A 24233-nucleotide genomic window follows, 5' to 3' on the forward strand; every position below is an offset into this window, starting at 1 on the left:
AGTTGAGTTATGTTACATAACTCAACTCTCAACTTCTCCAACTAATTAGGTTGAATATCCTCTATCTGCAACTGTACCTCGCCCCGTTTATGGGTATTCTCTTCAATGGTGTAGCAGATATCAAACGAACGCTTGGTTTTGATGAAACGTACATGCGAACTTTGTCCGAAGGCGATGCCGTTCATTACATTATTCGATTTGTTGTCTACCAGTTCCAGCTTGATATGCTCCTGATCACGCCCCACTACTTTACTGGTACCGTAATCATAGACATTATGCGTACAGAATATCGGTTTCGGATTATCCGGACCATAAGGATTGAATTTCTTCAGGTCATTAAAGAATTTCGGAGAAATATCCCTGAAATCTATCTCTGCATCGATATTTATGACCGCACTTGTCTGTTCCGGTAGGATGTTCTGTGAAACGAATTCCTCGAAGCGTTTGGTAAAGGCGGGAACATTCTCCACTTTCATCGAAAGACCGGCTGCATAGGTATGACCACCGAAATTTTCCAGCAGATCACGGCAATATTCAATCGCCTTATACACGTCAAAGCCGGATACGGAACGGGCGGAACCTGTTGCCATATCGTCCGTACGGGTCAGCACTACTGCGGGGCGATAATAAATTTCCGTCAGGCGGGAGGCAACGATACCGATAACACCTTTGTGCCAATCTTCGTTGTACAACACGATAGAACGGCGTTCGGCGAGTCCTTCCAGATCAGCTACAATCTGGTTGGCTTCCTCGGTCATGGTCTTATCGAGATCTTTCCGGGTTTCGTTGTATTGATTGATTTGATTGGCTTTTTCCAAAGCCATGGAGAAATCCTTCTCAGTCAGCAGGTCGACGGCTTCTTTTCCGTTCTGAATACGTCCGGAGGCATTGATGCGCGGGCCTATCTTGAACACGATGTCGCTGACGGTAATATCCTTTTCAGTCAATCCGCATACGTCGATAATCGCTTTTAAACCTACGCTGGGATTACTGTTCAACTGTTTCAATCCGTGGAAAGCAAGTATCCGGTTTTCTCCCATGATGGGAACAATGTCCGAAGCGATACTTACGGCAACCAGGTCGAGCAGTGGAATGAGGTGATGGAACTCGATGCCATTACTGATGGCAAATGCCTGCATGAATTTGAAGCCTACGCCGCAACCGGAAAGGTGCTCGTAAGGATACGTATTATCTAAACGCTTGGCGTTCAGGATAGCGGCGGCAGGTGGAAGTACATCGTCGGGCACATGGTGGTCGCAGATGATAAAGTCAATGCCTTTTTCTTTGGCATAGGTTATCTCCTCTACAGCTTTGATGCCGCAATCCAGTACGATAATCAATCCTACACCGGTTTCTGCGGCATAGTCTACCCCTTTGGTAGATACCCCGTAACCTTCGTTGTAGCGGTCGGGGATGTAATAGTCAATGTTCGAATAGAACTGTTGAATAAACTTGTAGACCAGTGCCACTGCGGTAGTGCCGTCTACATCATAATCACCATAAATCAGAATACGCTCTTTCTTTCCCATTGCCTTATTAAGGCGCTCCACGGCCACATCCATGTCTTTCATCAGGAATGGGTCGTGCAAGTCGGGCAACTGCGGGCGGAAAAACTTCTTGGCATCCTGTGCCTTCGTTATTCCCCGCTGCACCAATAATCCGCCAAGAATCGGGCTAATCCCTAATTCTTGGGCCAACTTTTGGCTTGTCTCTGCCTGTTCGGGTGTAATGGGTTGATAATTCCATTTGTGAGTCATTTTATATATTGTTTTTTCCTTTTTTCAGTCTCGTGGTTGGAAGAGGTTTCGTTTCTCTCGGGAAAAGCCTGTATTTTTCCAACAAGGCGTAAAAGTACGAAAAAGTATGGAAACAGAGGAAGGTTATGCGGAAAAACTTTGCGCAAAACTTTTTCATGCGAGCATGAAAGTTCTACATTCGATTTGTATTATCTTTGTTTCCCAAAAAAACTTTGAACGTGATATGTTGACATTCATCTCTTGTGCCAAAACGATGACGGCACGCACATCTGTAGGAGTCCCTGAAATAACTGTTCCGTACTTTCAGGCGGAAGCAGTACAGAATGCCTTGGATATGGGGCAATTTTCAGCTGCTGACCTGGAACGTCTGTTACGTATAAATTCCAAGATTGCCGCTGAGAATTATCTGCGCTATCAGGATTTCTTTTCGGAGGCAAATTCTGCAATGCCCGCTATCTGTGCCTATACCGGTGCGGTGTTCAAACGTATAGTACCGAAAGATTTTTCCGAAGATGATTTTCGTTACGCTCAAGAACACATGCGCATCACTTCCTTTCTGTACGGACTGCTTCGTCCGTTGGACGGGATAAAGCCTTATCGTATGGAAGGAGATATACGCCTGCCTGAAAGGGGAGGGATGACTATGTTTGATTACTGGAAACCTTTGCTGACGGATTATTTTATAGCGGATATCAAACGTCAGGGTGGCATACTCGTTAATCTTGCCAGTGGTGAGATGAGAGATCTGTTCGACTGGAAGCGAGTAGAAGAAGAAGTCCGTGTCATTACTCCCGAATTCCAGGTATGGAAAGGCGGGCAGCTAAAGACAATTGTGATATATGCCAAGATGTGCCGCGGAGAAATGCTACGCTATATTATTAAAAATCGCATTGAAAATCCCGAAGACTTGAAAGCGTTTACGTGGGAGGGCTTCGCATACGATGAAGGACGCAGTACGGATGAACATTTGCAATTTACGCTGGTGTGACCAGCGAAGGTAGTTATGATTGCAGAAACTCCATGTATTCTTCGTAGCTGATATATCTTCCTCCCATCGATTTCAGATGGGGAGTTTCGAACTGGCAGTCTATCAGTACTCCGCCATGCTCTCCGAAGAATTGTGCCAAGTGGATGAGGGCTAACTTGGATGCACTGGGAACCAGTGAAAACATACTTTCACCGAAAAAGCAGCGCCCCAAGGTGACTCCATAGAGTCCGCCTACTAATTGTTCCCCTTCCCATATTTCCACGCTGGCGGCAAAGCCCTGTTCATGCAGAAGTGTGTAAGCCTCTATCATCTCCGGACCGAGCCAGGCGCCTTCCATGTCCATCCTCAGTTCTCCGCACTTACGGATGACTTCATCGAAAGCCTGATTGATAGTGACATCGTACTTCCCTTTGTTTATGAGCGTTCGCATGGAGTGGGAGATATGGATTTCGTCGGGGAAAATGACGAAGCGTTCCAGCGGGCACCACCATTGTATCATTCCCTCCTGAAAAGTGTACCAGGGGAATATCCCGTTGGAGTAAGCCAGGATGAGGCGGTCGGTCGACAGGTCACCGCCTACTGCCAGCAATCCGTCCGGATCGCCGTAGTGCGGATCGGGAAATGTAATTTCGTCAGTTAGTGCAAAGACCATAGTATCACTTTGTTGAAAGTTGTAAGACTAATTGATCTTTGTCTACCTGTATGCAAGTTTTACCACCGGATTTTAAGGAACCGAATAAGATTTCGCGCATCAGGAGTGGTTTCAGATGCGAAGCTATCACACGGTCCATTTCGCGGGCGCCATATTCGGGCAGGAATCCACGTTGCAATAACCAGTTGCGGGCTTCCGGGCTCAGTTCCATCTCTATCTGGCGTGCGGCAAGCTTGCTGCTCAGTTCCCCAAGTTTCTTGTCGAGGATCAGTGAGGCCATTTCCTGACTCATATCGTGGAAAACGACAGTAGCGGACAGACGGTTGATAAACTCCGGTTTGAAGGTCTTCTTGACCTGTTTCAACATGGCTTCCCCGGCTGTAATCTGACTGCTGAATCCGATAGATGCCTGACGGGCAAATTGTGCACCGGCATTTGAAGTCATGATAAGTACAACGTGGCGGCAGTCGGCTTTTCGTCCTTTATTATCCGTGAGAACAGCATAGTCCATTACTTGTAGCAGAATATTGAACACATCGGGATGGGCTTTCTCAATTTCATCAAGCAGCAGTACGCAGTTGGGAGTTTTGCGAATGGCATCGGTTAATAAACCACCGTCTTCATAGCCTACATATCCGGCGGGTGAACCGATTAATTTGGCTACGGTATGCTTTTCGGTATATTCGCTCATATCGAAACGTTGCAGGGAAATACCCAGTTCGGAGGCCAGCACTTTGGCTACTTCGGTTTTACCTACTCCGGTAGGACCGACGAAGAGCAGGCTTGCCAGCGGTTTGTTTTCATCCAGCAGTCCGGCTTTGGACATTTGTACGGCTTCCACCACTTGGCGCACTGCCTCTTCCTGGCCGTAAATTTTGGCACTGATACGTGCATGCAAAGTTTCCAGTGAGGTGGTATCTTCTTCTTTCATGGCGAGTGCATCTACTTTGCAGATACGGGCGAGTACATCGGTTATCAATGTCTTGTCTACAATTTGCTCTCCGGAAGGTATAGGGTGAATTTCGCGGTAAGCTCCTGCTTCATCCACCAGGTCGATAGCCTTGTCGGGCAGAAAGCGGTCGCTGATGTAGCGGACACTCGCTTTGACGGCGTAAGGGATTACATCAGGATGATAGGTTACTCCATGAAATTCTTCATATTTTTCTTTCAGTCCTTCTACAATATGGATGGTTTCCTCAATGCTTGGTTCAAGTATATCTATTTGTTGGAAGCGACGCACCAATCCCTTGCTGCGGGCAAAGTAACGGTTGTATTCCTCGTAAGTAGTAGAGCCGATGAAACGGATGTCTCCGCTTTCCAGATAGGGTTTCAGCATGTTGGATGCATCCATGGAACCGTCTCCTGTACGTCCGGCACCTATCAGATTGTGTATCTCGTCGATATAGATGATGGCACGTCCTTCATTACGAACACCTTCCATAATGGTTTTCAGGCGTTTTTCAAAGTCACCCCGGTATTGCGTACCTGCCAGTAGAGTACCTAAATCCAGTTCGTAGATACGGCAGTCGAGGAGTCGTTCGGGGACCTCACGTGCTTCGATGCGGGCAGCGAGTCCGTAAGCGAGGGAGGTTTTGCCAACGCCCGGTTCGCCTACATGCAACGGATTGTTTTTCTCTTTGCGACAGAGCACCTGAATGGTTCGTTCCAGTTCAGCTTCCCGTCCGATGAGTGGATTGTGGTCTTGCAGACAGTCATTCAGACAAGTTACAAAGTTTCGCCAGGGTTCGCTTTTTTCCTGTGGAGAGGTTTGCAGATCGTCTTCTTCCTCCACTTCTTCATATCGGGAGATGAGTTGGCTGATAAATTCGGGTAGATCTTCTTCAAGAGCTTCTTTCAGGATATGGCATGCCCAGGAGTCCTTGAGCTGGAGCATGCTTTGCACTAGATGAGGGACGTTCAATGCTTCAGCACTTGAATAGTCTATCATCAGATAGGCATGTTGTATCAGTTCGTTGAGCTGGGTTGAAACTTCCAGTTCATAATCCATGTCTGCGGGAACGCTTTCCAGTTCTTCCGTGAAATAATTCTCTAAAGAGAAAGCAAGTTCCTGGGTATCGCAGAAACACATATTTAAGGCACTGGCAAAAGGACTCTGTTCCAGAAATGCACTCAGCAAATGCTCAGGTGTGATAAATTCATGGCGATAAGATATCGCCTTTTTTTGTGCATAGGTGAATGCGCTGTTCACATGCACTGTATTTTGTATATCCATAATCTTCTCCTAATTCTTATTCTTCTTCCGGCGCAATGGTGAGCCGGAGTGGAAAATTCTCTTCGCGTGCCATACGGGTGGCTTTCTGTACTTTCGATTGTGCAATGTCGTATGTATAGATGCCTACCACTGCTGATTGACTCTTGTGTACCTGTAGCATCAGCGTTTCTGCTTCTGCTGCCGATTTAAAGAATATGGTAGTAAGTATCTTGACGACAAACTCCATCGTGGTGAAGTCATCGTTATAGATGATCACCTTGAAGTGCTGCGGTTCGCGTAGATCTGTACGTTCCTTTTCTTTGAAAGATGATTGTTGCTGTTCCATAATGGGGGCAAATTTATAAAAAAAGAGGCAGATTTGTCTGTTATGGAGTCAGTAAAAACATACCGGATTTGATCAGGTTAAGAGAATACACTATATTGGGAATGATTTGCAAAATGACAAAATGTAAATTCTAACGCCTTAGAATCTTTCCTTTTCGTACCAATTACTATGGTGGACGAAAAGATGCAGAGAATGTTTGATGGAGTGATACTAAATGGTAGTAATTGATGAGGAAATGAGATTTTAAGATTATAGAATCCTTAAATGGAAGATGTTTTGGAATCTGTTTTCCGGATATTCTTTATAAATGTTACTTTTTCTTAGTGGTCGTTTCTCTTCGAAATAGAATAAATATCATGTGTTTTTTAGAAGGGTGACGCCCTTTGTGAGTGATGGCGTCACCCTTTAGTTATTATGGTGTCACCTTTTGGAGCAAAGGGTGTAGCCTTGGCAAATGAGACTTACTTTTTTAGGGAAGAAAGACCGTGCGATTGGTCTGAATAGATGGTCGGTTTAGGATAAATGAACCATCTGTTTGCTCTGGATAGATGATGTAAATCTTCAAAACAGTGGTTGTAATATTCTGGAAGCGTAGCTTTGATTGAAGTGTCTGTTAGCGATAATGAGGAAAATGGATTTTTTATCTTGCAAAATATAATATAAGGTATCAGTTTGATAAAATAATTTGGAATGTGTTCGCTTCTTACCTGGATTGTATCTGAGACGTAGTTGCTCGATTATCTTTCAGCTTCTATCATATTTAGGTAAAGTTGTCTGTCTGGAGTATAGGAACTTTTAACTTATAAAAACAGGTTTGCGCAAAATGAAGACTTTCCTACGTAAAAGGAGTACAGAAATCGTGTGTACTTGCCTACATTTGTCAATGTGAAAGACATCAGACTTATATAAGTCTCCGGGCTAACCAACCGGAATAATATTATGAATCACTAAATTTGTATCTTATGCAATGGAAAAAGAACCAATCTGATTTGCAGGAAAATGTATCTGTTCGGGTACCTTTTTTATCTGTATGTTTTTTGTTGCTCTTGGTTTGTATGGGCGTTACGGCACAAACAAATTACAAAATCTCAGGTACGGTGGTTGCTGCTAAAGACAGTGAGCCGCTGATCGGCGTAAATGTTCTTCAAAAGGGGACGACTAACGGGACAGTTACGGATATAGATGGAAATTTTATTTTATCTGTTCCTTTGCCGTGTGAACTCTCTATCACTTATGTGGGATATTTGGGACAATCTGTTAAAGTAAGTTCTGCCACGACTCCTTTGAAAATTGCATTAGAGGAGGACAGTGAAATGCTGGATGAAGTGGTAGTGGTTGGTTATGGAGTACAGAAAAAGAAATTAGTGACAGGAGCTACTGTTCAGGTAAAAGGTGATAATATAGCCAAACTGAACACAGTGAATGCTTTGGGGGCTCTTCAAAGCCAAACTCCAGGTGTGAATATAACGCAGAGTTCGGGGATGCCCGGTGAAGGTTTTAAAGTAACTATCCGTGGTTTGGGAACAACAGGTTCAGCTTCACCTCTTTATATTATAGATGGTATGCCGGGAGGAGATATTAATAACCTGAACCCTACCGATATAGAATCTATTGATGTGCTGAAAGATGCTGCTTCGGCTGCCATTTATGGTTCACGTGCTGCCAATGGCGTGATTCTGGTGACTACGAAACAAGGACATACCGGTAAAGCGGAAATATCTTATGATGGATATTATGGTGTGCAGAATGTCTATCGTATGCCTGATGTATTGAATGCACAGGAATTTGCAATGATTATGAGTGAGGCACGTATGATGGATGGCTTACCTGATTATGATTATGCGTCGCTGGTTCCTGATTGGGAAGCTATAAAGAATGGAACTTGGAAAGGGACCAATTGGTTGGATGAATCACGGAATGAGAATGCACCGATACAGAATCATGCCCTGAATATTACCGGAGGTACGGAACAGTCTGTTTATTCTATCGGATTGGCATATACTAATCAGGAAGGTATTCTTGGAGCACCGTCACAACCTGAATATACCCGATATACAGCACGTATCAATTCCGAACATACCTTGTATCGTAAAGGAAAACTGGATATCATTAAGGTAGGTGAAAATCTGACCTACTCGTATTCTGAAAGAAACGGTATTGCCATTGATGATACTTGGAGTAATGACATTCGTAATATGTTGCATGCTAATCCTTTTTTACCGAACAAGGATGAAAATGGTAATTATCATTATGCCATTCCATGGGAAATACGTGAAGCTAATCCCATTGGACAGATGTATTATGCAAATGGGCAGAATATAAGCAAATCTCACGCATTACAAGGGAATATTTTTCTGACTATTCAACCGATAACCGGATTAAAACTTAAATCAAATTTTGGCTATACGTTTTATGCGGATAACAGTCGTAATTTTACCCCTGTCTATAAGCTGGCAAGCAATACTTTCAATGATAATAATAGTGTAAGCCAAGAGATGACTATGGGTGGCAACCTTATGTGGGAAAATACGGTAACGTATGATTTCAAGTTGGATAATCACAGTTTCGGTGTATTGATAGGTCAATCTATAGAAAAGCATGGCTTGGGTGATACGTTGGGTGGAAGTAACATCAACTCTATCTTTGACGACTTCAAGCATGCCTACCTGAGTAATACGCCCACTATCACTAATCGTACCAGCCTTTATGGATATCCATGGGGCAAGGAAGCGCTGGCTTCTTTTTTTGGTAGAGTGAATTATGATTATGCTAACAAGTATATGGCGACTGCGGTGTTACGTATTGATGGATCTTCTAAGTTTGCCCGTGGACACCGGTGGGGATATTTCCCGTCTGTATCTGCTGGTTGGGCCATTTCGGAAGAGGCGTTCATGGAGTCTGCCAAGTCTTGGATGGATTTTCTGAAAATACGTGCCAGTTGGGGACAGAATGGTAATCAGGAGATTGACGGCTTTCAATATCTTTCAACGATTGCGTTTGGGGGCGCGGATTATACTTTCGGACCGGATAAGTCGATTCTGACACCCGGAGGCTATCCTGATATTTTGGCTAATCCGGATGTTACCTGGGAGACTTCCGAGCAGTTGGACTTTGGGCTGGATGCGCGTTTTCTGAATAATCGTCTGGGACTGAATTTTGATTATTATATTAAAGATACGAAAGACTGGCTACTTGTTGCACCGATGCTGGATTCTTTTGGTACAGGAGCCCCGTTTGTGAATGGTGGTGATGTGCGCAACCAGGGGTACGAAATATCACTGAATTGGAATGATCATATTTCGGGCTTTGAATATAGTGCTACTCTTAATTTAGCACACAATAAAAATGAGGTAACGCGCATTGCCAATGCGGAAGGTATTATTCATGGGGACCCGGATGTATTGAGTAACCAAACTACAGAAATGTATCGTGCGCAAGTAGGCTATCCCATTGGATATTTCTATGGCTATTCTACAGATGGAGTGTTCCAATCGGAAAAACAGATTGCTAACTATAAAGGTGCTAAATTGGATGGGACAAAACCGGGGGATGTAATCTGGGTAGACCGCGATCATAATGGTGTGATTGATGATGGGGATCAGGGTATGATAGGCGATCCCAATCCTGATTATAATCTGGGATTGAGCTTGACCGCATCCTATAAAGGTTTTGATATAAGTATGACCATGAATGGTGTATTTGGAAATCAAATAATGAAATCTTATCGTTCTTATGTAGATTACACACGCCAGAACTATACATCTGATATATTTGGCCGTTGGCATGGTGAAGGTACATCCAATAGATTACCTCGTCTGACGTCGGGTACTCATTCTAACTGGCAGTATGTTTCGGATCTCTATATGGAAGATGGAGATTATTTCCGGATGCAGAATCTGACAATAGGTTATGACTTCAAGAAATTATTTAAAAATCTGCCGTTGAAACAACTTCGTTTGTATGTGGCAGCACAGAACTTGTTTACTATAACCGGTTACTCGGGTATGGATCCTGAAGTGGGTTATGGTGGTTATCAAAATTGGGTGTCTGGGATTGACTTAGGCTTTTATCCCAGTCCGCGAACCTATATGGTAGGGGCAAATATTAAATTTTAAAAGAGAAGTAGTATGAAAAAAATATGGATATTTTCGATAGTAGCCCTTTTCTTTATGGGCTGTGAGGGTTTTCTTGATACTGAGAATCTGACCAAAAAGGACAACTCCAATTTTCCTAAAACTTCGGGAGATGCAGAAACTGCATTGACAGGTATATATGCATTACTTCGTGAAATGACTCCGGGTGAGGATGGACAAGGTTTCTTTCTGACAGCTGAATTACTTTCTGACGATCGCTTCGGTGGTGGTGGTCCGGATGACAGACGCATGCATGCTGTGGATCGGTTGAAGAAAGTTGATGAAAACATGTTTTCTGATGTTTGGAAACAAGATTATCGGGCTATTTATCGTAGTAATATGTTATTGAACTCATTGGATGGTATTAGTTGGGAGAGCCAGGAAACCCGTAATAAGATTGAGGGGCAAGCACATTTTTTGCGTGCTTATTTTTACTTCGATTTATGTCGGCTGTTTGGTACTGTTCCTTTACTTACAACTTCTGAACCTGAGAATGTGCCTCGCGCTACTGCGGAAGAGTTGTATGCACAGATTGCATTTGATTTGAAAACAGCTATAGAAAAATTACCTTCTGTTAAATATAGTGCTGCCAATAATTCTGAGTTGGGACGGGCTACCAAATGGGCGGCTGAAGCATTACTGGCGCGTGCTTATTTGTTCTATACCGGTTATTATCAGCAGGAAAGTATGCCATTGCCGGATAACAGTACTTTATCCAGAACCGATGTCATCACGTATTTGGATGATTGCATTAACAACAGTGGACATGACTTGATAGGTGATTTCAGAAATTTGTGGCCTTATAGCAATGTTTATACCAAGAAAGATTATAAATATGCACAAGATAATGATTTGCACTGGATAGGGGAAGATGGGGCCAATGTGGAGACTGTTTTTGCTATCCGCTATTCAGCAAAGGCCACTTGGGATAACCCTTGGTATAACAATGAGGTTTGTCTTTATTCATCTCCCCGAGAGCCGGCAAATTTGGATGATATTTTTCCCTTTGGAATTGGTTGGGGAATAGGAACGGTGAACTCAAGATTATGGGAATCATGGCCTTCGAAGGATATTCGTCGTGAGGCATCTATTTTGAGTGTGGAAAAGGAAATGCCCGACTATGGCTGGGGATGTGATAAGCAGATGAATGAAACCGGTTATTGGCAGAAAAAGTATATGGCTGTCAATGCTTATAATGAAGATGGAGAGAGTGTAAACTATAGCCGTATTCTCTATCCGGAAATTGATTCGGATTATCAGTTGAATAATACGCAGGATTTGGTAATTATCCGTTTTGCTGATGTATTGTTGATGGCTGCCGAACTGAAACGGGATGCAGCTCCGATGAATCGTGTGCGTGCGAGAGTAGGATTAGATCCTGTTACCTATTCGGATGAAGCATTACGTGATGAACGGCATTGGGAACTTGCTTTTGAGGGTTTACGGTATTATGATTTGCTTCGTTGGGGTATTGCGGCAGAAGTTTTAAGTCAGCAAAATGGAGTGAAAGTACTGGATAATATGGTCGAGACCCGTATGGATATGGGAGATATAGCACAAAGACTTCAAGCTACCAAGGGATTGATGCCATTGCCTAAGACACAGATTGACTTGTCTGCCGGTATATTGGAACAAAATCCGGGCTGGGGAAATGAGAGTAATATGAATTAATGATTTTAAAATTTTCGGATATGAAGAATATAGCGATAGGAATTTTATCGATATGGCTGCTGGCAGCATGCGATCCGGTGGTTGATAATAAGGAAATGGGAGGTATTGTTAGTGAAAGTGAATTGAAACTGGATGTGCATGCTACTACAGATGGTGGAAATGAGATCATCATGACCAATAATACACCTGGTGTAGGTAGCTATTGGGATCATATTACAGGTATATCTACTCAGCAGACCGCTACGGCGGCATTACCCTTTCTGGGCGAACAAACTATTAAGTTCATTGGCTTTTGTGATGGAGGGCAAGTGATTGCTACCCGGACAGTGACTATTAAACAAATCGACCATCCTGTAGCTGAAGAATGGGGACTTTTGGCCGGTTCCGGAACTAATGGTAAAGCGTGGGTCTGGAATTTGGAAGACTACGATGCAGTATATGGTACAGGTGGTTGGTTGACAGAACTTGAACCGAGTTGGGACGTAACACCTGTTGAGGAGTTGGAGGATTTGGACTGTGAATTGATTTTCGATCTGAATGGTGGTCCGAATCTGACTAAGATAGATGCAGATGGGAATATCCTGGAAAAAGGGCGGTTTGCCTTTGATATGTCGGCTGTTAAGAATAATCCGGATAATGGTGAACAATGGTCTATCGGTCAGCTAAAGTTGACAGGTGTATCAGTGTTAAGTGGACATGCCTTTTATGATGATTCCAATATAATTACTACATTTGAGATTCTGGAATTGACGGATGATACAATGGTACTGTGTTGGAATCCTTCTGATGCTGAAGCATGGACTGATGCCACCTTCTGGTGCCTTAGAAAAAAATAACTTTAACACGCACAGTAAGACAGGTGAAAGGCAGGGAACTCCCCCCTTTGATGTTCTCTGCCTGCCTTTCTTGAGTATAAATTATCGGAAATGAAAATAGGTATAGATTTAGGTGGAACCAATATACGTGTTGGTTTAGTGGAAAATGGTTCTTTAGTTAGGAAAGAAGTTGTTACTTGTCCCTCTAAAGCAACGTATGAAGAAGTATTAGGTCGGTTAGAGGGCTTGATAGATAGGGTGATGTGTCCGGAAGTAGCAGGCATAGGCGTGGGTGTTCCTTCGGTGGTAGATTCGGAAGAAGGTATCGTATATAATGTAGCGAATATTCCTTCTTGGACGGAAGTTCCGTTAAAGAGATTATTGCAGGAACGTTTCTCAGTGCCGGTTTATATCAATAATGACTCTAATTGCTTTGCATTGGGAGTAAAACTTTTTGGTGAAGGACGAAAATACCGGAATTTGGTGGGTATGACTATCGGTACAGGTGTTGGGACGGGGATTATTATAAATGGTGAACTTTACAGTGGGCAGAATACTGGTGCAGGCGAAATAGGATCATTGCCTTACCTTTCCCATGATTTTGAACATTATTGTAGTAGTGGATTTTTTGTCAGATATTATAATCTGACAGGGAAGGAAGCGGCAGAAAAAGCTGCGACGGGAGATGCGAAGACTATGGAAATCTGGAGTGTGTTTGGGTCTCACATAGGTGAATTGATGAAGGCTGTGTTGTTTACGTATGATCCTGAGGTGATTGTGATAGGTGGAGGAATCTCATCCGCATTTACTTATTATAAGCATTCCATGTATCAAGCTATGCAGGCTTTTCCTTATACGGAAACAGTGAAGCGGGTGAAAATTTTTGTTACAGAAATAGAAGATGTAGCATTGTTGGGAGCATCTGCTTTGGTGGGAAAACATTGAAAATAATTTAGAGCAAGAGCTTATGAAAAATAATTTAATTAAATCGTTAATATTGTCCGGCTGTCTTGCAATGACAATAGTTTCGTGTGAAAGAAAAGAATTATCTGCAGGTGGTTTACTACTTTCGGATGGTTGGAAAGTACAATCTTCGGCTAAGATATTTTTACCGGGTGAAGAAGTTTCGAACTCTCAAATAAAAGAAAAAGAGTGGTATGATGCAGTAGTGCCTTCTACTGTGATGGGGACATTAATCCGGAATGGAATATATACGGATGTATTGGAAGGAACAAATTATGAGAACATTGATAAATCACTTTTCGACACTACATGGTGGTATCGAAAGGAATTTGAATTGCCGTCTTTGACAAAAGGGCAGCATGTTGCCTTAATTTTTGACGGCATTAGTTATGCTGCTAATATTTGGCTAAATGGAAAAAAGGTAGCTACTCGTGATTCTGTATATGGTACCTTTCGTCGACATAAATTGGATATAACGAAGATCGTCCGGGAAAAAAACATACTGGCTGTTGAAGTTTTTCGGGCTCAACCCGGTGAACCGAATATTGGTTTTGTAGATTGGAATCCACGCCCGGCTGATGAGAGTATGGGGATCTTTCGTGAAGTACATGTGGTGATGAATGATGAGGTGAGTATGGAAAATTCCGCTGTTCATTCTAAAGTAAATACGGAGACCTTGGATGAGGCTTGGCTGACAGTGGAAACTCAACTGACAAATGAATCCGAACAAGCGGTGAAAGGTCAGCTGATTGGGACACTGGAAGGTAAGACGTTTAGTATTCCGGTATCACTCGCTGTCGGAGAATCAAAAATAGTAAGGGTGACTTCAAAGGAAGCTGATGTATTGCATTTGAAGAATCCCCGTCTTTGGTGGTGCCATAATATGGGTAAACCGGAAATGTACGGTATGGACTTGGCTTTCGAGATTGATGGTAAGGTATCGGATAAAGAAACTATAAACTTCGGTGTACGTGAGGTTAGGGATTATTTCACGGAAGAGGGGTATCGAGGTTTCCTATTGAATGGTAAGAAAGTATTGGTAAGAAGTGCCGGTTGGACAGATGATATTTTCTTGCGGGATACTCCTGCTTCAAATGAAATACAGGTACAGTATGTGCGTGATATGAATCTGAACTCTATTCGATTTGAAAATATTTGGGGAACTTCGCAGAATGTGTATGATTTGTGTGATCGCTACGGGTTATTGGTATTAGTGGGATGGAGCTGTCATTGGGAGTGGGATAATTATCTCGGTTCTTCATGTGATGAGTTTGGAGGCATTAAGTCTGAAAAAGATATGAATCTGATAGCTCGTTCGTTAAACGACCAGGTACTTTGGTTGCGCAATCATCCGGCCATTATTGCATGGTTTGTAGGAAGTGATATGATTCCCCGCCCTGAACTGGAGAAACGGTATAAAGCTTGTCTTTCTCAGATAGATGATCGCCCTTATATAGGTGCTGCTAAAGAACTCACCAGTACAGTAACCGGACCTACGGGTATGAAAATGGAAGGACCGTATGATTATGTTGCTCCTAATTATTGGTATTCGGAAAAAGCACCGGGCGGAGCATTTGGATTTAATACAGAGACGGGAATTGGTGCACAATTACCTGTAATTGAGTCCATACGAAGAATGATTCCGACTGATAAACTTTGGCCGGTGGGTAAAGAATGGGATTATCATTGCACTGTTTCAGATGCGGCAATGAATTCTTTGGAAGTTCTGAAAGAAAATATGGCAACTCGTTATGGCGAGGCTAAGGATTTGGATGATTTTCTACGGAAAGCAGATTGGTTGAATTATGAAGGTACACGTACTATGTTTGAGGCATTCCGTGTGAATATTCCTCGTACTACAGGTATTGTACAGTGGATGCTTAATTCTGCCTGGCCTTCATTGTATTGGCAGTTGTATGACTATTATCTGATTCCGACAGCTGCATACTATTCTGTGAAGAAATCTAATATGCCGCAACAATTGATATACCATTACGGTAAAAATGCAGTTTATGCGGTGAATGAGAGCGCAGGAACGGTTCAGATGCAAGGGGTTATGTCTTTGTATGATTGTAATAGTAGAGTTGTGACTCAACAAACCACAACATTGGAAATAGCTCCTTATACAGTGGTAAAGGCCTTTGATGTTCCGGCAGTAAAAGAGAATACCTTTTTATATTTGAAATTGAATGATGAAAAAGGAGCATATGTTGTCGATAATTTCTATTGGCTCGCTGTTGCTCCTGATGTAAACGATTGGGCAAATACTGATTGGGTACGCACTCCGATTAAGAAGTCGGCTGATTTTACCGGTTTAGCAAATTTATTTCAGGTAAATTGTGAGGTGAGTGCCACAGTTGAACAAGAAGAAAATGATGTAATAGTAGAGGTTGCACTTGAGAATGATCCGAATGCATTAGCTTTTTTTATTCGTTTGTCTTTGAAAGATGAAAAAGACGAATTACTTTATCCGGTATTTTGGGAAGATAATTATTTATCTTTGATACCCGGAGAAAAACGGACTTTGAAATGCGTTGTACCGCAACAGGTTGCTGAAGTAGAATCTGTGACTTTGACAGTTTCTGGATGGAATGTGCCTGAGAAAAAAATAAAGCTCTTTTTGGATGGCATGAAATAAGTGAGTAACTTGCGGCTATTATGATAAGGCTAATTCTTTTAACAGATTTTACCGAAGCTTTTGCTCACAATTTGTTGAGGGGGATTTTGGAATATTCCAAGGAACGGGAACCTTGGGTGGTATGCCGGATGCCCCCTTCTTATAAACAATCTCATGGTATACCTGGAGTACTGAAGTGGGCTAAAAAGTGGCAGGCAGATGCTATTATCGCTCAGTTTGATGATGATGATGAAGTCGAATTGTTCCGGGAAAATGGAATAATAGCATTGGCTCAGGACTTTAAATCGCGTTTTTCGGTTATCCCTAACATTACGAGTGAATATAAGTTGACTGGACAAATGGCAGCTGATTTCTTTTTGCAAAAAGGATTCCGAAACTTTGCATTTTATGGTTATGAGAATGTTGTTTGGTCGGAGGAGCGCTGCATGGGCTTCCGGGATAGAATAATTGAGAAAGGCTTTGGGGACAATTTCTTTGAATACCAGAAACAGCCTTTGGAGAATTTGTGGTATTATGAATCAGAACCGTTAGCCAGTTGGATAAAGTCATTGCCGCACCCGTTGGCATTAATGGCTTGCGATGATACACAAGGGAATAAAATAATGGAGGTTTGCCGGGTATTGGGGATCAAGATTCCTGAAGAAATTGCCGTTCTTGGAGTAGATAATGATGAAATTATTTGCAGCTTGTCTGATCCGCCTTTATCCAGCGTAAATCTGAATATTGTGAAGGGAGGATATGAAGCAGCCCAATTAATAGAAAGGTTAATGCGGGATAAAGAAGCCTCTTGTGAGGATGTTGTCATACATCCCACGACTATCACAAACCGGCTTTCAACAGATATTTATTCTACAGGTGATCCTTATATTTTGGTTGCACTGAAGTATATTCATCAGAATCTGGCAACTAAAATAACGGTGGAAGATGTTGTCCGGCAGGTTCCTTTATCCAGAAGGTTATTAGAAATCCATTTTAAACAGGTTACAGGAAGTTCCATTTATCAGTATATCTTTAATCTACGCATGGAACGCTTTTCACAGTTGCTATTGGAAAGTAGCGAGCCTATTGCAGATATAGCTATGTCGGTGGGGTTGTCCGATTATAAAAATTTAGCTCGTCAGTTTAAGTTATGGAAAAAATATACACCCGCTGAATATCGAAAGATTCACCGGGTGAAATAGAAGGGAAAGATTTATTTCTTCTTTCTCAAATCCCTTCCTTCGTATTTACAGATTGCCTGAATCCATTCTTCTTCCAGAGGTTTAGATTCATGTTTTTCTAAATCAAAAGTTACCATCACAGAGGTACATATGCACTTGATCTCCTGTGTTTCCGTATCAATCACCCGCTGTGCGAGGTGAAAACTTTTGGTGCCGATTTCAGTAACGGCGGTTTGTACAGCGATATGATCCGAGCCATAAATCTGTGCAAGGAAGTTCGCTTCTATGTGTACGACGACAATACCGTCTTTCTCCCAATCGACGTCCGGGCATACGGAGGCAAAATACTCGGTTTTTCCCAAATCATAGAAAGAGAAATAAACCGTATTGTTTACGTGGCCGAACTTATCGACATCATTAAATCGTAGTTGTATGGGCAGGGTGTGGTTAAATTGAATTTCTTCCATTGTTTTCTCTTAAACTTTTCTATTAATCCGTGCAAAAATAGTACTTTTGCGTGTTAATCACTGTATTTATACACCAAGAAATGATAGAAGATATTAAAAAAGCCTGTCAAGTGATGAACGAAGGCGGAGTCATTCTGTACCCCACCGACACCATTTGGGGAATAGGTTGTGACGCCACCAACGAAGAAGCTGTGCGGCGTGTGTATGAGATTAAGCAGCGCTCGGACAGTAAGGCGATGCTTGTGTTGGTAGATTCTCCTGTAAAGGTGGACTTCTATGTGCAGGATGTGCCTGAAGTGGCATGGGATTTGATTGAAGTGGCAGATAAACCATTGACAATCATCTACTCCGGTGCGCGAAACCTGGCACCTAACCTGATTGCCGAAGATGGTAGCGTGGGCATCCGGGTAACGAATGAAGGGTTCTCAAAACGGCTTTGTCAACAGTTTCGTAAGGCGATTGTTTCTACGTCGGCCAATATCAGCGGGCAACCTTCGCCGGCAAATTACAGTGAGATCACAGAAGAACTTAAGTCCATGGTCGATTACGTAGTGGGTTATCGACGGGAAGAAATGGGACATCCGAAACCATCCAGCATCATAAAACTGGATAAGGGTGGTGTTATAAAAATTATCCGGGAATAAAATAACGGACTAAAAAAGGTATCGTTATTTTTAATTTCTGTAAGCTCGGGTATGCCCTGAGTTTGTCGAAGGATTTTCTCTCTTATTTATATGGATACGAGAGTAAATTCTTTATTTCGTTTAGATTGGTAAATATAGGTATATGGAAAAAGAGAAGAGAAGTTTGTTTCAGCGTTTCCTTTTATGGCGTGAAAAGAATATTAAGGAAAAACAGTTTATCTTGATACTCAGTTTTCTGGTAGGTATCTTTACGGCTATTACGGCTTTGATACTGAAGATGCTGATACACTGGATACAGAATTTCCTGACGAATAATTTCAATACAACGGAAGCCAACTACCTTTATCTGGTTTATCCGGTAGTGGGTATTTTTCTGGCTGGATTGTTTGTACGCTATGTGGTGAAGGATGATATCAGTCATGGGGTTACTAAAATTCTCTATGCGATTTCCCGCCGACAAGGACGGATTAAGCGGCACAATACATGGTCGTCTGTGATTGCCAGTTCCATAACCATTGGTTTCGGTGGCTCGGTAGGAGCAGAGGCGCCTATCGTATTGACAGGTTCCGCTATTGGTTCCAATCTGGGAAGTGTTTTTAAGATGGAGCATCGCACACTGATGCTTTTAGTAGGCTGTGGTGCTGCCGGTGCTATTGCTGGTATCTTCAAGGCGCCTATTGCAGGACTGGTGTTCACACTGGAAGTACTGATGATAGACCTGACTATGACTTCTCTGCTTCCGTTGTTGATTTCTGCAGTGACGGCTGCTACAGTGTCCTATATTACTACCGGAACAGAAGCAATGTTTAAATTCCACCTTGATCAGGCATTTGAGATGGAACGTATTCCTTACGTTATCATGCTGGGTATTTTTTGCGGACTGGTTTCGCTTTATTTTACCCGTGCAATGAACTCTGTGGAAGGTTTGTTTGGCAAGTTGAAAGGCCCTTACCAGAAGTTGGCTTTGGGTGGTGTCATGTTGAGTATCTTGATATTTCTTTTTCCACCGCTTTACGGTGAAGGCTACGATACTATTGAACTGTTGCTGAACGGTACTTCCAATGCCGATTGGGATACAGTGATGAACAACTCTTTTTTCTACGGACATGGGAATTTGCTATTACTCTATTTGATGCTCATTATCTTGTTCAAGGTATTCGCATCTAGTGCGACAAATGGTGGTGGCGGTTGTGGTGGTATCTTTGCGCCTTCTTTGTATTTGGGATGTATAGCCGGTTTTGTCTTCGCTTTTTTTAGTAATAAGTTTGATTTCTCTTATTACCTACCCGAAAAGAATTTTGCCCTGATGGGGATGGCGGGTGTGATGAGTGGTGTCATGCATGCCCCGTTGACCGGAGTCTTTCTGATAGCCGAACTGACGGGTGGATATGATCTTTTCCTCCCGCTGATGATTGTAGCAGCCAGCTCTTATCTGACAATTATTGTTTTCGAACCTCATAGTATTTACTCTATGCGTTTGGCTAAAAAGGGAGAATTGCTGACTCACCATAAAGATAAAGCAGTACTTACTCTGATGAAGGTGGAAAATGTGGTGGAGAAAGATTTTGTAGTGGTTCATCCGGAGATGGACTTGGGTGAATTGGTGAAAGCGATTTCAGCCTCACGGCGTAATATATTCCCGGTGACAGATAAGAGCGGAATACTGATTGGTATTGTTACCTTAGACGATATCCGGAATATCATGTTCCGGCAGGAGTTGTATCATCGTTTTACGGTAGGCAAGCTGATGACGGCTATTCCGGCACGCCTCTATGACACGGATAGTATGGAACAGGTGATGCGCACGTTTGATGATACGAAAGCATGGAACCTTCCTGTGGTAGATGAAGAAGGGCACTATCTGGGATTTGTTTCCAAGTCGAAGATATTCAATTCATACCGTCAGGTACTGGTGCATTTCTCTGAAGATTAATAAAGTTGTTATATGATGAAGAAAGAAGATTTGCGAATAGTTTATATGGGGACTCCGGATTTTGCTGTGGAGTCTTTGCGGTGTTTAGTAGAAGGTGGATATAATGTAGTAGGTGTTATCACCATGCCTGATAAACCGGCAGGGCGGGGACATAAACTTCAGTTTTCTCCAGTGAAACAGTATGCGCTGGAACATAGTCTTCCTTTGTTGCAACCGGAAAAGTTGAAAGATGAGGCTTTTGTTGAGGCTCTGCGTGAGTGGAAGGCCGATTTGCAGATAGTAGTTGCTTTTCGTATGCTGCCCGAAGTGGTATGGAATATGCCACGTTTGGGAACCTTCAATCTTCATGCTTCTCTTTTGCCTCAATACCGGGGAGCCGCTCCTATTAACTGGGCAGTAATTAATGGTGATACGGAAACAGGTATCACAACTTTCTTCCTGCGTCATGAAATCGATACGGGGGAAGTGATTCAGCAAGTTCGTATTCCTATCGCAGATACGGATGATGTGGGTATTGTGCATGATAAGCTGATGATGCTTGGTGGAAAACTGGTGACTGAAACGGTAGATGCGATCCTGAATGATGCAGTGAAACCTATTCCACAGGAAGAAATGGCAGTTGTAGGCGAATTGCGCCCTGCACCGAAGATTTTTAAAGATACCTGTCGTATCGATTGGAATCAGCCAGTGAAACGTATTTATGATTTTATTCGCGGTCTGTCTCCTTATCCTGCTGCCTGGTCGGAATTAGTTCAACCTGATGGAGAGACGGTAGTTATGAAAATATTTGAGACAGAAAAAATAATCCAATCTCACCAGTTGACCCCCGGAACTTTGCTGACGGATGGTAAGACTTATATCCATGTAGCCGCTGCTGATGGAATTATCGGTATACGTGCTTTGCAACTTCCCGGTAAGAAACGCTTGAAGACAGATGAACTTTTGCGTGGATTCCGGTTGACGGAAGAATTCAGAGTGAAATAGTTACGAGCTACAAGCTACAAGTACTATGCAGAGTGATAGCGTAGCAACTTGTAGCTTGTAACTTAATAATTGCTTCTAATATTGTTTCTTTCCTGAAAATTTCTTTTCTTTGCATATTATTAACTACCAAATATAGAATGCCTATCGGAATACATTACGCTGAAATCTAAAAACACACGTAATGAAAGTACAAACAAATGCTGCTGACGAAACGTTGGTGGCCCTTTATGCACAAGGCAATAACGAGGCATTCGATATTCTGTTGAACCGTTATAAAGATCGTCTTTATGCGTACATCTATTATACGGTGCGTAATGAAGAACTGGCGGAAGACATCTTTCAGGAGACTTTCACAAAAGCCATTGTCACCATTCAGCAGGGACGCTACAATGAAAACGGTAAGTTCCCGGCTTGGTTGACTCGTATCGCACATAATCTTATAATCGACTGTTTCCGTCAGGAAAAGCAGGAAAACCTGGTGTCTTGTGATGAAGAAGAACGGAATTTACTGAATAATATCCGTCTGTCTGAAGGAACGGTTGAAGCTGAAATAGTGAACCACCAGATTCTTTCGGATGTACGTCGCCTGATGAAACATCTGCCGGACGAACAACGGGAAGTAGTACATATGCGCTTTTATCAAGACCTCAGTTTCAAGGAGATAGCAGAAATGACAGGAGTCAGCATCAATACCTCTTTAGGACGGATGCGTTATGCTATTTTGAACCTGCGCCGGATGGCGGAGAAGCATGGAATCGTGCTGACGATGGACTAAATGATACATCCTTTAATAAAATTTTTCTTTTTCCAAATGCAGTATTTCACAAATAAGGCCATTTAACCTAATGTACGTACAACCTTAATTATGTGATTTTATTAATTTTATTATTTACTAGACTAAACTTATTAAAGTAATGGAAAAAGTACATTGTTTAAAGCGTTTCGTGTTTCTTGTAATGGCCTTGGGCCTGGTAACTACTTTCACATCTTGTGATGATGACGATGAACCTAAACCTAATGTTCCCGCATTGACTGACGTGGTAGGTAATTATGCTGGAAAAATGCAAACTACATCTGTGTCTCCTCTTGCAGAAGAGGGTGAAGAACCTCAAGGTACGGATGTGAGCGCAGAAGTAACCAATGAAAATGTGTCTTTTGAAAAGTTCCCGGTAGCGGATTTGATTACAGCCATTATGGGGGAGGCAGCTCCCGGAATTATTGAAGCCGTAGGTGATGTAAGTTATAAAGTGAAGTATACACCTACTTTCAATGACGATAAGACAGTTATTAGCATGGCGTTCACTCCTGAACCACTAATTCTTGAAATCAATTTCCCGACAGAACCTACTGAAGGTGAAGGAGAAGGTGAAACCCCGGACTTGAAAGTGGAGGTGACAATTGCAGCACCTGAAGCAGGTAGTTTTGCCTATGTTGGTGATAAATTAGCTTTCAAGCTTCAGGTAACTGGTGTGAAAGTGAATAATGAACCTTTCGAACTTCCCGTGACTACTTTCTCATTTGACTTAGCCAAAGCGAAATAAATATTTTCATCTCAACCAGATGTTGGCCCAGGTATGGTGTGTTGGCACTAACCTGGGCTGATTTATTTACATCTCTCATGTTTTTTATAACTTCTTGTATACTATATCTCTTCTTCTTCCGTTCTTAGTATATAAAGTACCTCCTGCTTCTTTTTTGCAGCCCGTAGCTTTAACTAATTAATTATTAATTCTCAGTTCAATAAGCCTATGGATAAAAAAACTACTCCTTCTTTTTCTTCTTCATCCGTGAAACCGAGAAGTGCTGATAATGCATTGCCGGATGGACATCCGCAGCCTTCCGGGAAAACTTTGGATTTTCTTCGTAACCTTGCCCGTAATTATCGTACAGTGCCTCAGCTTCCGCAAGGCTTGCAGGGTATAATATTAGGATGAATGAAATCTTTTGTCTACATTTGTACGTTATATCTGTATATAACCTGTAAAATGTAGTGTATTATGAAACCAATCATAGCTCCCTCTATCCTGTCCGCAGATTTTGCTTATCTGGCAAAGGACTTGGAAATGGTGAACCGCAGTGAAGCCGACTGGGTCCACATTGACGTTATGGACGGTGTGTTCGTTCCTAATATATCTTTCGGTTTCCCGGTATTGAAGTATGTGGCAAAACTGTCAAAGAAGCCTTTGGATGTACATCTGATGATTGTGCAACCCGAGAAATTCATTAATGAGGTGAAAGCATTGGGTGCGCACACCATGAATGTGCATTTCGAAGCTTGCCCGCATTTGCATCGGGTGGTTCAACAAATACGTGAAGCGGGTATGCAGCCCGCCGTTACACTGAATCCGGCTACCCCTGTGGCAATGTTGAAAGATATTATTCAGGATGTATATATGGTGTTGCTGATGAGTGTGAATCCTGGTTTTGGCGGACAGAAATTTATCGAACATACAGTTGAAAAAGTACGGGAATTGCGTGCTTTGATAGACAGTACCGGTTCGAAAGCATTGATAGAAGTGGATGGTGGTGTGAATTTGGAGACAGGTGCCCGCCTGATAGCTGCCGGTGCAGATGCATTGGTTGCAGGTAGTGCCGTGTTTGCAGCTCCTGATCCTGAAGGTATGATACATTCGCTGAAGGATCTCTAATTCTTCCTCCATTGATAATTAACAGCCTGCAACGACATCCGTTTCTACGACTTCTGATGCCGTTTGCAGGCGGTATTGTATGTGGAGATGCGCATTTCTTCCGGCAGTGGGCGGAACTTTCCTTAAATATTCCGGCAGAGGCATCCTGTCCGGTTTCCAATCTTTTTCCTGTTTGGATTTGTCTGGCAGGTTTCATGTTACTGTTTCTGACTTATTTCCTTT

20 protein-coding genes are annotated in these 24233 nt (G+C 42.5%); 15 read left to right on the forward strand and 5 right to left on the reverse strand.

Going from position 1 to position 24233, the window contains the following annotated elements; translation table 11 throughout:
• Window positions 1-41: 41 nt before the first annotated feature.
• Window positions 42-1757 (reverse strand): single-stranded-DNA-specific exonuclease RecJ, encoded by a 1716-nt coding sequence (recJ, locus tag BACCELL_RS03240; protein WP_007210108.1) that lies wholly within the window; start codon window positions 1755-1757, stop codon window positions 42-44.
• Window positions 1758-1980: 223 nt separating this feature from the next.
• Between recJ and yaaA the strand changes: the two genes are divergently transcribed.
• Entirely contained in the window at window positions 1981-2745 is a 765-nt protein-coding gene (yaaA, locus tag BACCELL_RS03245; RefSeq protein WP_022394203.1) for a peroxide stress protein YaaA, read from the forward strand.
• A gap of 13 nt (window positions 2746-2758) precedes the next feature.
• Here yaaA and aat read toward each other — a convergent pair whose 3' ends face one another.
• The 3 genes from aat to BACCELL_RS03260 are packed head-to-tail and all read right to left on the reverse strand — an operon-like array spanning window position 2759 to window position 5955.
• A complete protein-coding gene (aat, locus tag BACCELL_RS03250) occupies window positions 2759-3397 on the reverse strand; it encodes a leucyl/phenylalanyl-tRNA--protein transferase (RefSeq protein ID WP_007210110.1) in 639 nt (212 codons plus the stop codon).
• A gap of 4 nt (window positions 3398-3401) precedes the next feature.
• Window positions 3402-5630 (reverse strand): AAA family ATPase, encoded by a 2229-nt coding sequence (locus BACCELL_RS03255; protein WP_007210111.1) that lies wholly within the window; start codon window positions 5628-5630, stop codon window positions 3402-3404.
• 16 nt (window positions 5631-5646) lie between these two features.
• Window positions 5647-5955, reverse strand: a complete 309-nt coding sequence (locus BACCELL_RS03260; protein WP_007210112.1) for an ATP-dependent Clp protease adaptor ClpS — start codon at window positions 5953-5955, stop codon at window positions 5647-5649.
• Window positions 5956-6917: 962 nt separating this feature from the next.
• Here BACCELL_RS03260 and BACCELL_RS03265 point away from each other — a divergent pair.
• The 6 genes from BACCELL_RS03265 (at window position 6918) to BACCELL_RS03290 (ending at window position 17356) form a co-directional block, all read left to right on the forward strand.
• On the forward strand, window positions 6918-10070 hold the full coding sequence (locus tag BACCELL_RS03265) for a SusC/RagA family TonB-linked outer membrane protein (RefSeq protein ID WP_007210113.1): 3153 nt from the start codon (window positions 6918-6920) through the stop codon (window positions 10068-10070).
• Between the two features lie 12 nt (window positions 10071-10082).
• A complete protein-coding gene (locus BACCELL_RS03270; RefSeq protein ID WP_007210114.1) occupies window positions 10083-11759 on the forward strand; it encodes a RagB/SusD family nutrient uptake outer membrane protein in 1677 nt (558 codons plus the stop codon).
• A 20-nt stretch (window positions 11760-11779) separates the two neighbouring features.
• A complete protein-coding gene (locus BACCELL_RS03275) occupies window positions 11780-12595 on the forward strand; it encodes a hypothetical protein (RefSeq protein ID WP_007218827.1) in 816 nt (271 codons plus the stop codon).
• A gap of 90 nt (window positions 12596-12685) precedes the next feature.
• Window positions 12686-13519, forward strand: a complete 834-nt coding sequence (locus BACCELL_RS03280; protein WP_007210116.1) for an ROK family protein — start codon at window positions 12686-12688, stop codon at window positions 13517-13519.
• Window positions 13520-13541: 22 nt separating this feature from the next.
• Window positions 13542-16175 (forward strand): glycoside hydrolase family 2 protein, encoded by a 2634-nt coding sequence (locus BACCELL_RS03285; RefSeq protein WP_007210117.1) that lies wholly within the window; start codon window positions 13542-13544, stop codon window positions 16173-16175.
• Window positions 16176-16195: 20 nt separating this feature from the next.
• A complete protein-coding gene (locus tag BACCELL_RS03290) occupies window positions 16196-17356 on the forward strand; it encodes an AraC family transcriptional regulator (protein WP_007210118.1) in 1161 nt (386 codons plus the stop codon).
• Between the two features lie 11 nt (window positions 17357-17367).
• Here BACCELL_RS03290 and BACCELL_RS03295 read toward each other — a convergent pair whose 3' ends face one another.
• Window positions 17368-17802 carry an acyl-CoA thioesterase gene (locus tag BACCELL_RS03295; RefSeq protein ID WP_007210119.1) on the reverse strand — a complete coding sequence of 145 codons (435 nt, stop codon included), beginning with the start codon at window positions 17800-17802 and terminating at the stop codon, window positions 17368-17370.
• Window positions 17803-17882: 80 nt separating this feature from the next.
• Between BACCELL_RS03295 and BACCELL_RS03300 the strand changes: the two genes are divergently transcribed.
• From BACCELL_RS03300 to BACCELL_RS27090, 8 genes are all read left to right on the forward strand, one after another.
• A complete protein-coding gene (locus tag BACCELL_RS03300; RefSeq protein ID WP_007210120.1) occupies window positions 17883-18446 on the forward strand; it encodes an L-threonylcarbamoyladenylate synthase in 564 nt (187 codons plus the stop codon).
• A 142-nt stretch (window positions 18447-18588) separates the two neighbouring features.
• The gene (locus tag BACCELL_RS03305) at window positions 18589-20379 is read left to right on the forward strand and encodes a chloride channel protein (RefSeq protein WP_007210121.1); all 1791 of its coding nucleotides are present in this window, start codon (window positions 18589-18591) and stop codon (window positions 20377-20379) included.
• 12 nt (window positions 20380-20391) lie between these two features.
• Window positions 20392-21363 carry a methionyl-tRNA formyltransferase gene (gene fmt / locus BACCELL_RS03310; protein WP_007210122.1) on the forward strand — a complete coding sequence of 324 codons (972 nt, stop codon included), beginning with the start codon at window positions 20392-20394 and terminating at the stop codon, window positions 21361-21363.
• Between the two features lie 181 nt (window positions 21364-21544).
• Window positions 21545-22138, forward strand: coding sequence for an RNA polymerase sigma factor (locus tag BACCELL_RS03315; protein ID WP_007210123.1), 594 nt, complete (start codon window positions 21545-21547; stop codon window positions 22136-22138).
• Between the two features lie 139 nt (window positions 22139-22277).
• Window positions 22278-22904 carry a DUF4840 domain-containing protein gene (locus BACCELL_RS03320; RefSeq protein WP_007210124.1) on the forward strand — a complete coding sequence of 209 codons (627 nt, stop codon included), beginning with the start codon at window positions 22278-22280 and terminating at the stop codon, window positions 22902-22904.
• A 207-nt stretch (window positions 22905-23111) separates the two neighbouring features.
• The gene (locus BACCELL_RS03325) at window positions 23112-23297 is read left to right on the forward strand and encodes a hypothetical protein (RefSeq protein ID WP_007210125.1); all 186 of its coding nucleotides are present in this window, start codon (window positions 23112-23114) and stop codon (window positions 23295-23297) included.
• A gap of 63 nt (window positions 23298-23360) precedes the next feature.
• Window positions 23361-24011: a ribulose-phosphate 3-epimerase gene (rpe, locus tag BACCELL_RS03330; protein WP_007210126.1), complete on the forward strand. Its 651-nt coding sequence runs from the start codon at window positions 23361-23363 to the stop codon at window positions 24009-24011.
• Window positions 24012-24022: 11 nt separating this feature from the next.
• The coding region (locus tag BACCELL_RS27090; protein ID WP_211211305.1) for a hypothetical protein at window positions 24023-24233 on the forward strand (211 nt) is incomplete at its 3' end.

This window comes from Bacteroides cellulosilyticus DSM 14838, assembly GCF_000158035.1.
In the GTDB taxonomy this organism is placed as follows: domain Bacteria; phylum Bacteroidota; class Bacteroidia; order Bacteroidales; family Bacteroidaceae; genus Bacteroides; species Bacteroides cellulosilyticus.

Excerpts from the sequence above, each read along its gene's own strand:
- recJ (WP_007210108.1), bottom strand. The coding sequence starts at position 1,757 with ATGACTCACAAATGGAATTATCAACCCATTACACCCGAACAGGCAGAG.
- yaaA (WP_022394203.1), top strand. The coding sequence starts at position 1,981 with ATGTTGACATTCATCTCTTGTGCCAAAACGATGACGGCACGCACATCT.
- aat (WP_007210110.1), bottom strand. The coding sequence starts at position 3,397 with ATGGTCTTTGCACTAACTGACGAAATTACATTTCCCGATCCGCACTAC.
- BACCELL_RS03255 (WP_007210111.1), bottom strand. The coding sequence starts at position 5,630 with ATGGATATACAAAATACAGTGCATGTGAACAGCGCATTCACCTATGCA.
- BACCELL_RS03260 (WP_007210112.1), bottom strand. The coding sequence starts at position 5,955 with ATGGAACAGCAACAATCATCTTTCAAAGAAAAGGAACGTACAGATCTA.
- BACCELL_RS03265 (WP_007210113.1), top strand. The coding sequence starts at position 6,918 with ATGCAATGGAAAAAGAACCAATCTGATTTGCAGGAAAATGTATCTGTT.
- BACCELL_RS03270 (WP_007210114.1), top strand. The coding sequence starts at position 10,083 with ATGAAAAAAATATGGATATTTTCGATAGTAGCCCTTTTCTTTATGGGC.
- BACCELL_RS03275 (WP_007218827.1), top strand. The coding sequence starts at position 11,780 with ATGAAGAATATAGCGATAGGAATTTTATCGATATGGCTGCTGGCAGCA.
- BACCELL_RS03280 (WP_007210116.1), top strand. The coding sequence starts at position 12,686 with ATGAAAATAGGTATAGATTTAGGTGGAACCAATATACGTGTTGGTTTA.
- BACCELL_RS03285 (WP_007210117.1), top strand. The coding sequence starts at position 13,542 with ATGAAAAATAATTTAATTAAATCGTTAATATTGTCCGGCTGTCTTGCA.
- BACCELL_RS03290 (WP_007210118.1), top strand. The coding sequence starts at position 16,196 with ATGATAAGGCTAATTCTTTTAACAGATTTTACCGAAGCTTTTGCTCAC.
- BACCELL_RS03295 (WP_007210119.1), bottom strand. The coding sequence starts at position 17,802 with ATGGAAGAAATTCAATTTAACCACACCCTGCCCATACAACTACGATTT.
- BACCELL_RS03300 (WP_007210120.1), top strand. The coding sequence starts at position 17,883 with ATGATAGAAGATATTAAAAAAGCCTGTCAAGTGATGAACGAAGGCGGA.
- BACCELL_RS03305 (WP_007210121.1), top strand. The coding sequence starts at position 18,589 with ATGGAAAAAGAGAAGAGAAGTTTGTTTCAGCGTTTCCTTTTATGGCGT.
- fmt (WP_007210122.1), top strand. The coding sequence starts at position 20,392 with ATGATGAAGAAAGAAGATTTGCGAATAGTTTATATGGGGACTCCGGAT.
- BACCELL_RS03315 (WP_007210123.1), top strand. The coding sequence starts at position 21,545 with ATGAAAGTACAAACAAATGCTGCTGACGAAACGTTGGTGGCCCTTTAT.
- BACCELL_RS03320 (WP_007210124.1), top strand. The coding sequence starts at position 22,278 with ATGGAAAAAGTACATTGTTTAAAGCGTTTCGTGTTTCTTGTAATGGCC.
- BACCELL_RS03325 (WP_007210125.1), top strand. The coding sequence starts at position 23,112 with ATGGATAAAAAAACTACTCCTTCTTTTTCTTCTTCATCCGTGAAACCG.
- rpe (WP_007210126.1), top strand. The coding sequence starts at position 23,361 with ATGAAACCAATCATAGCTCCCTCTATCCTGTCCGCAGATTTTGCTTAT.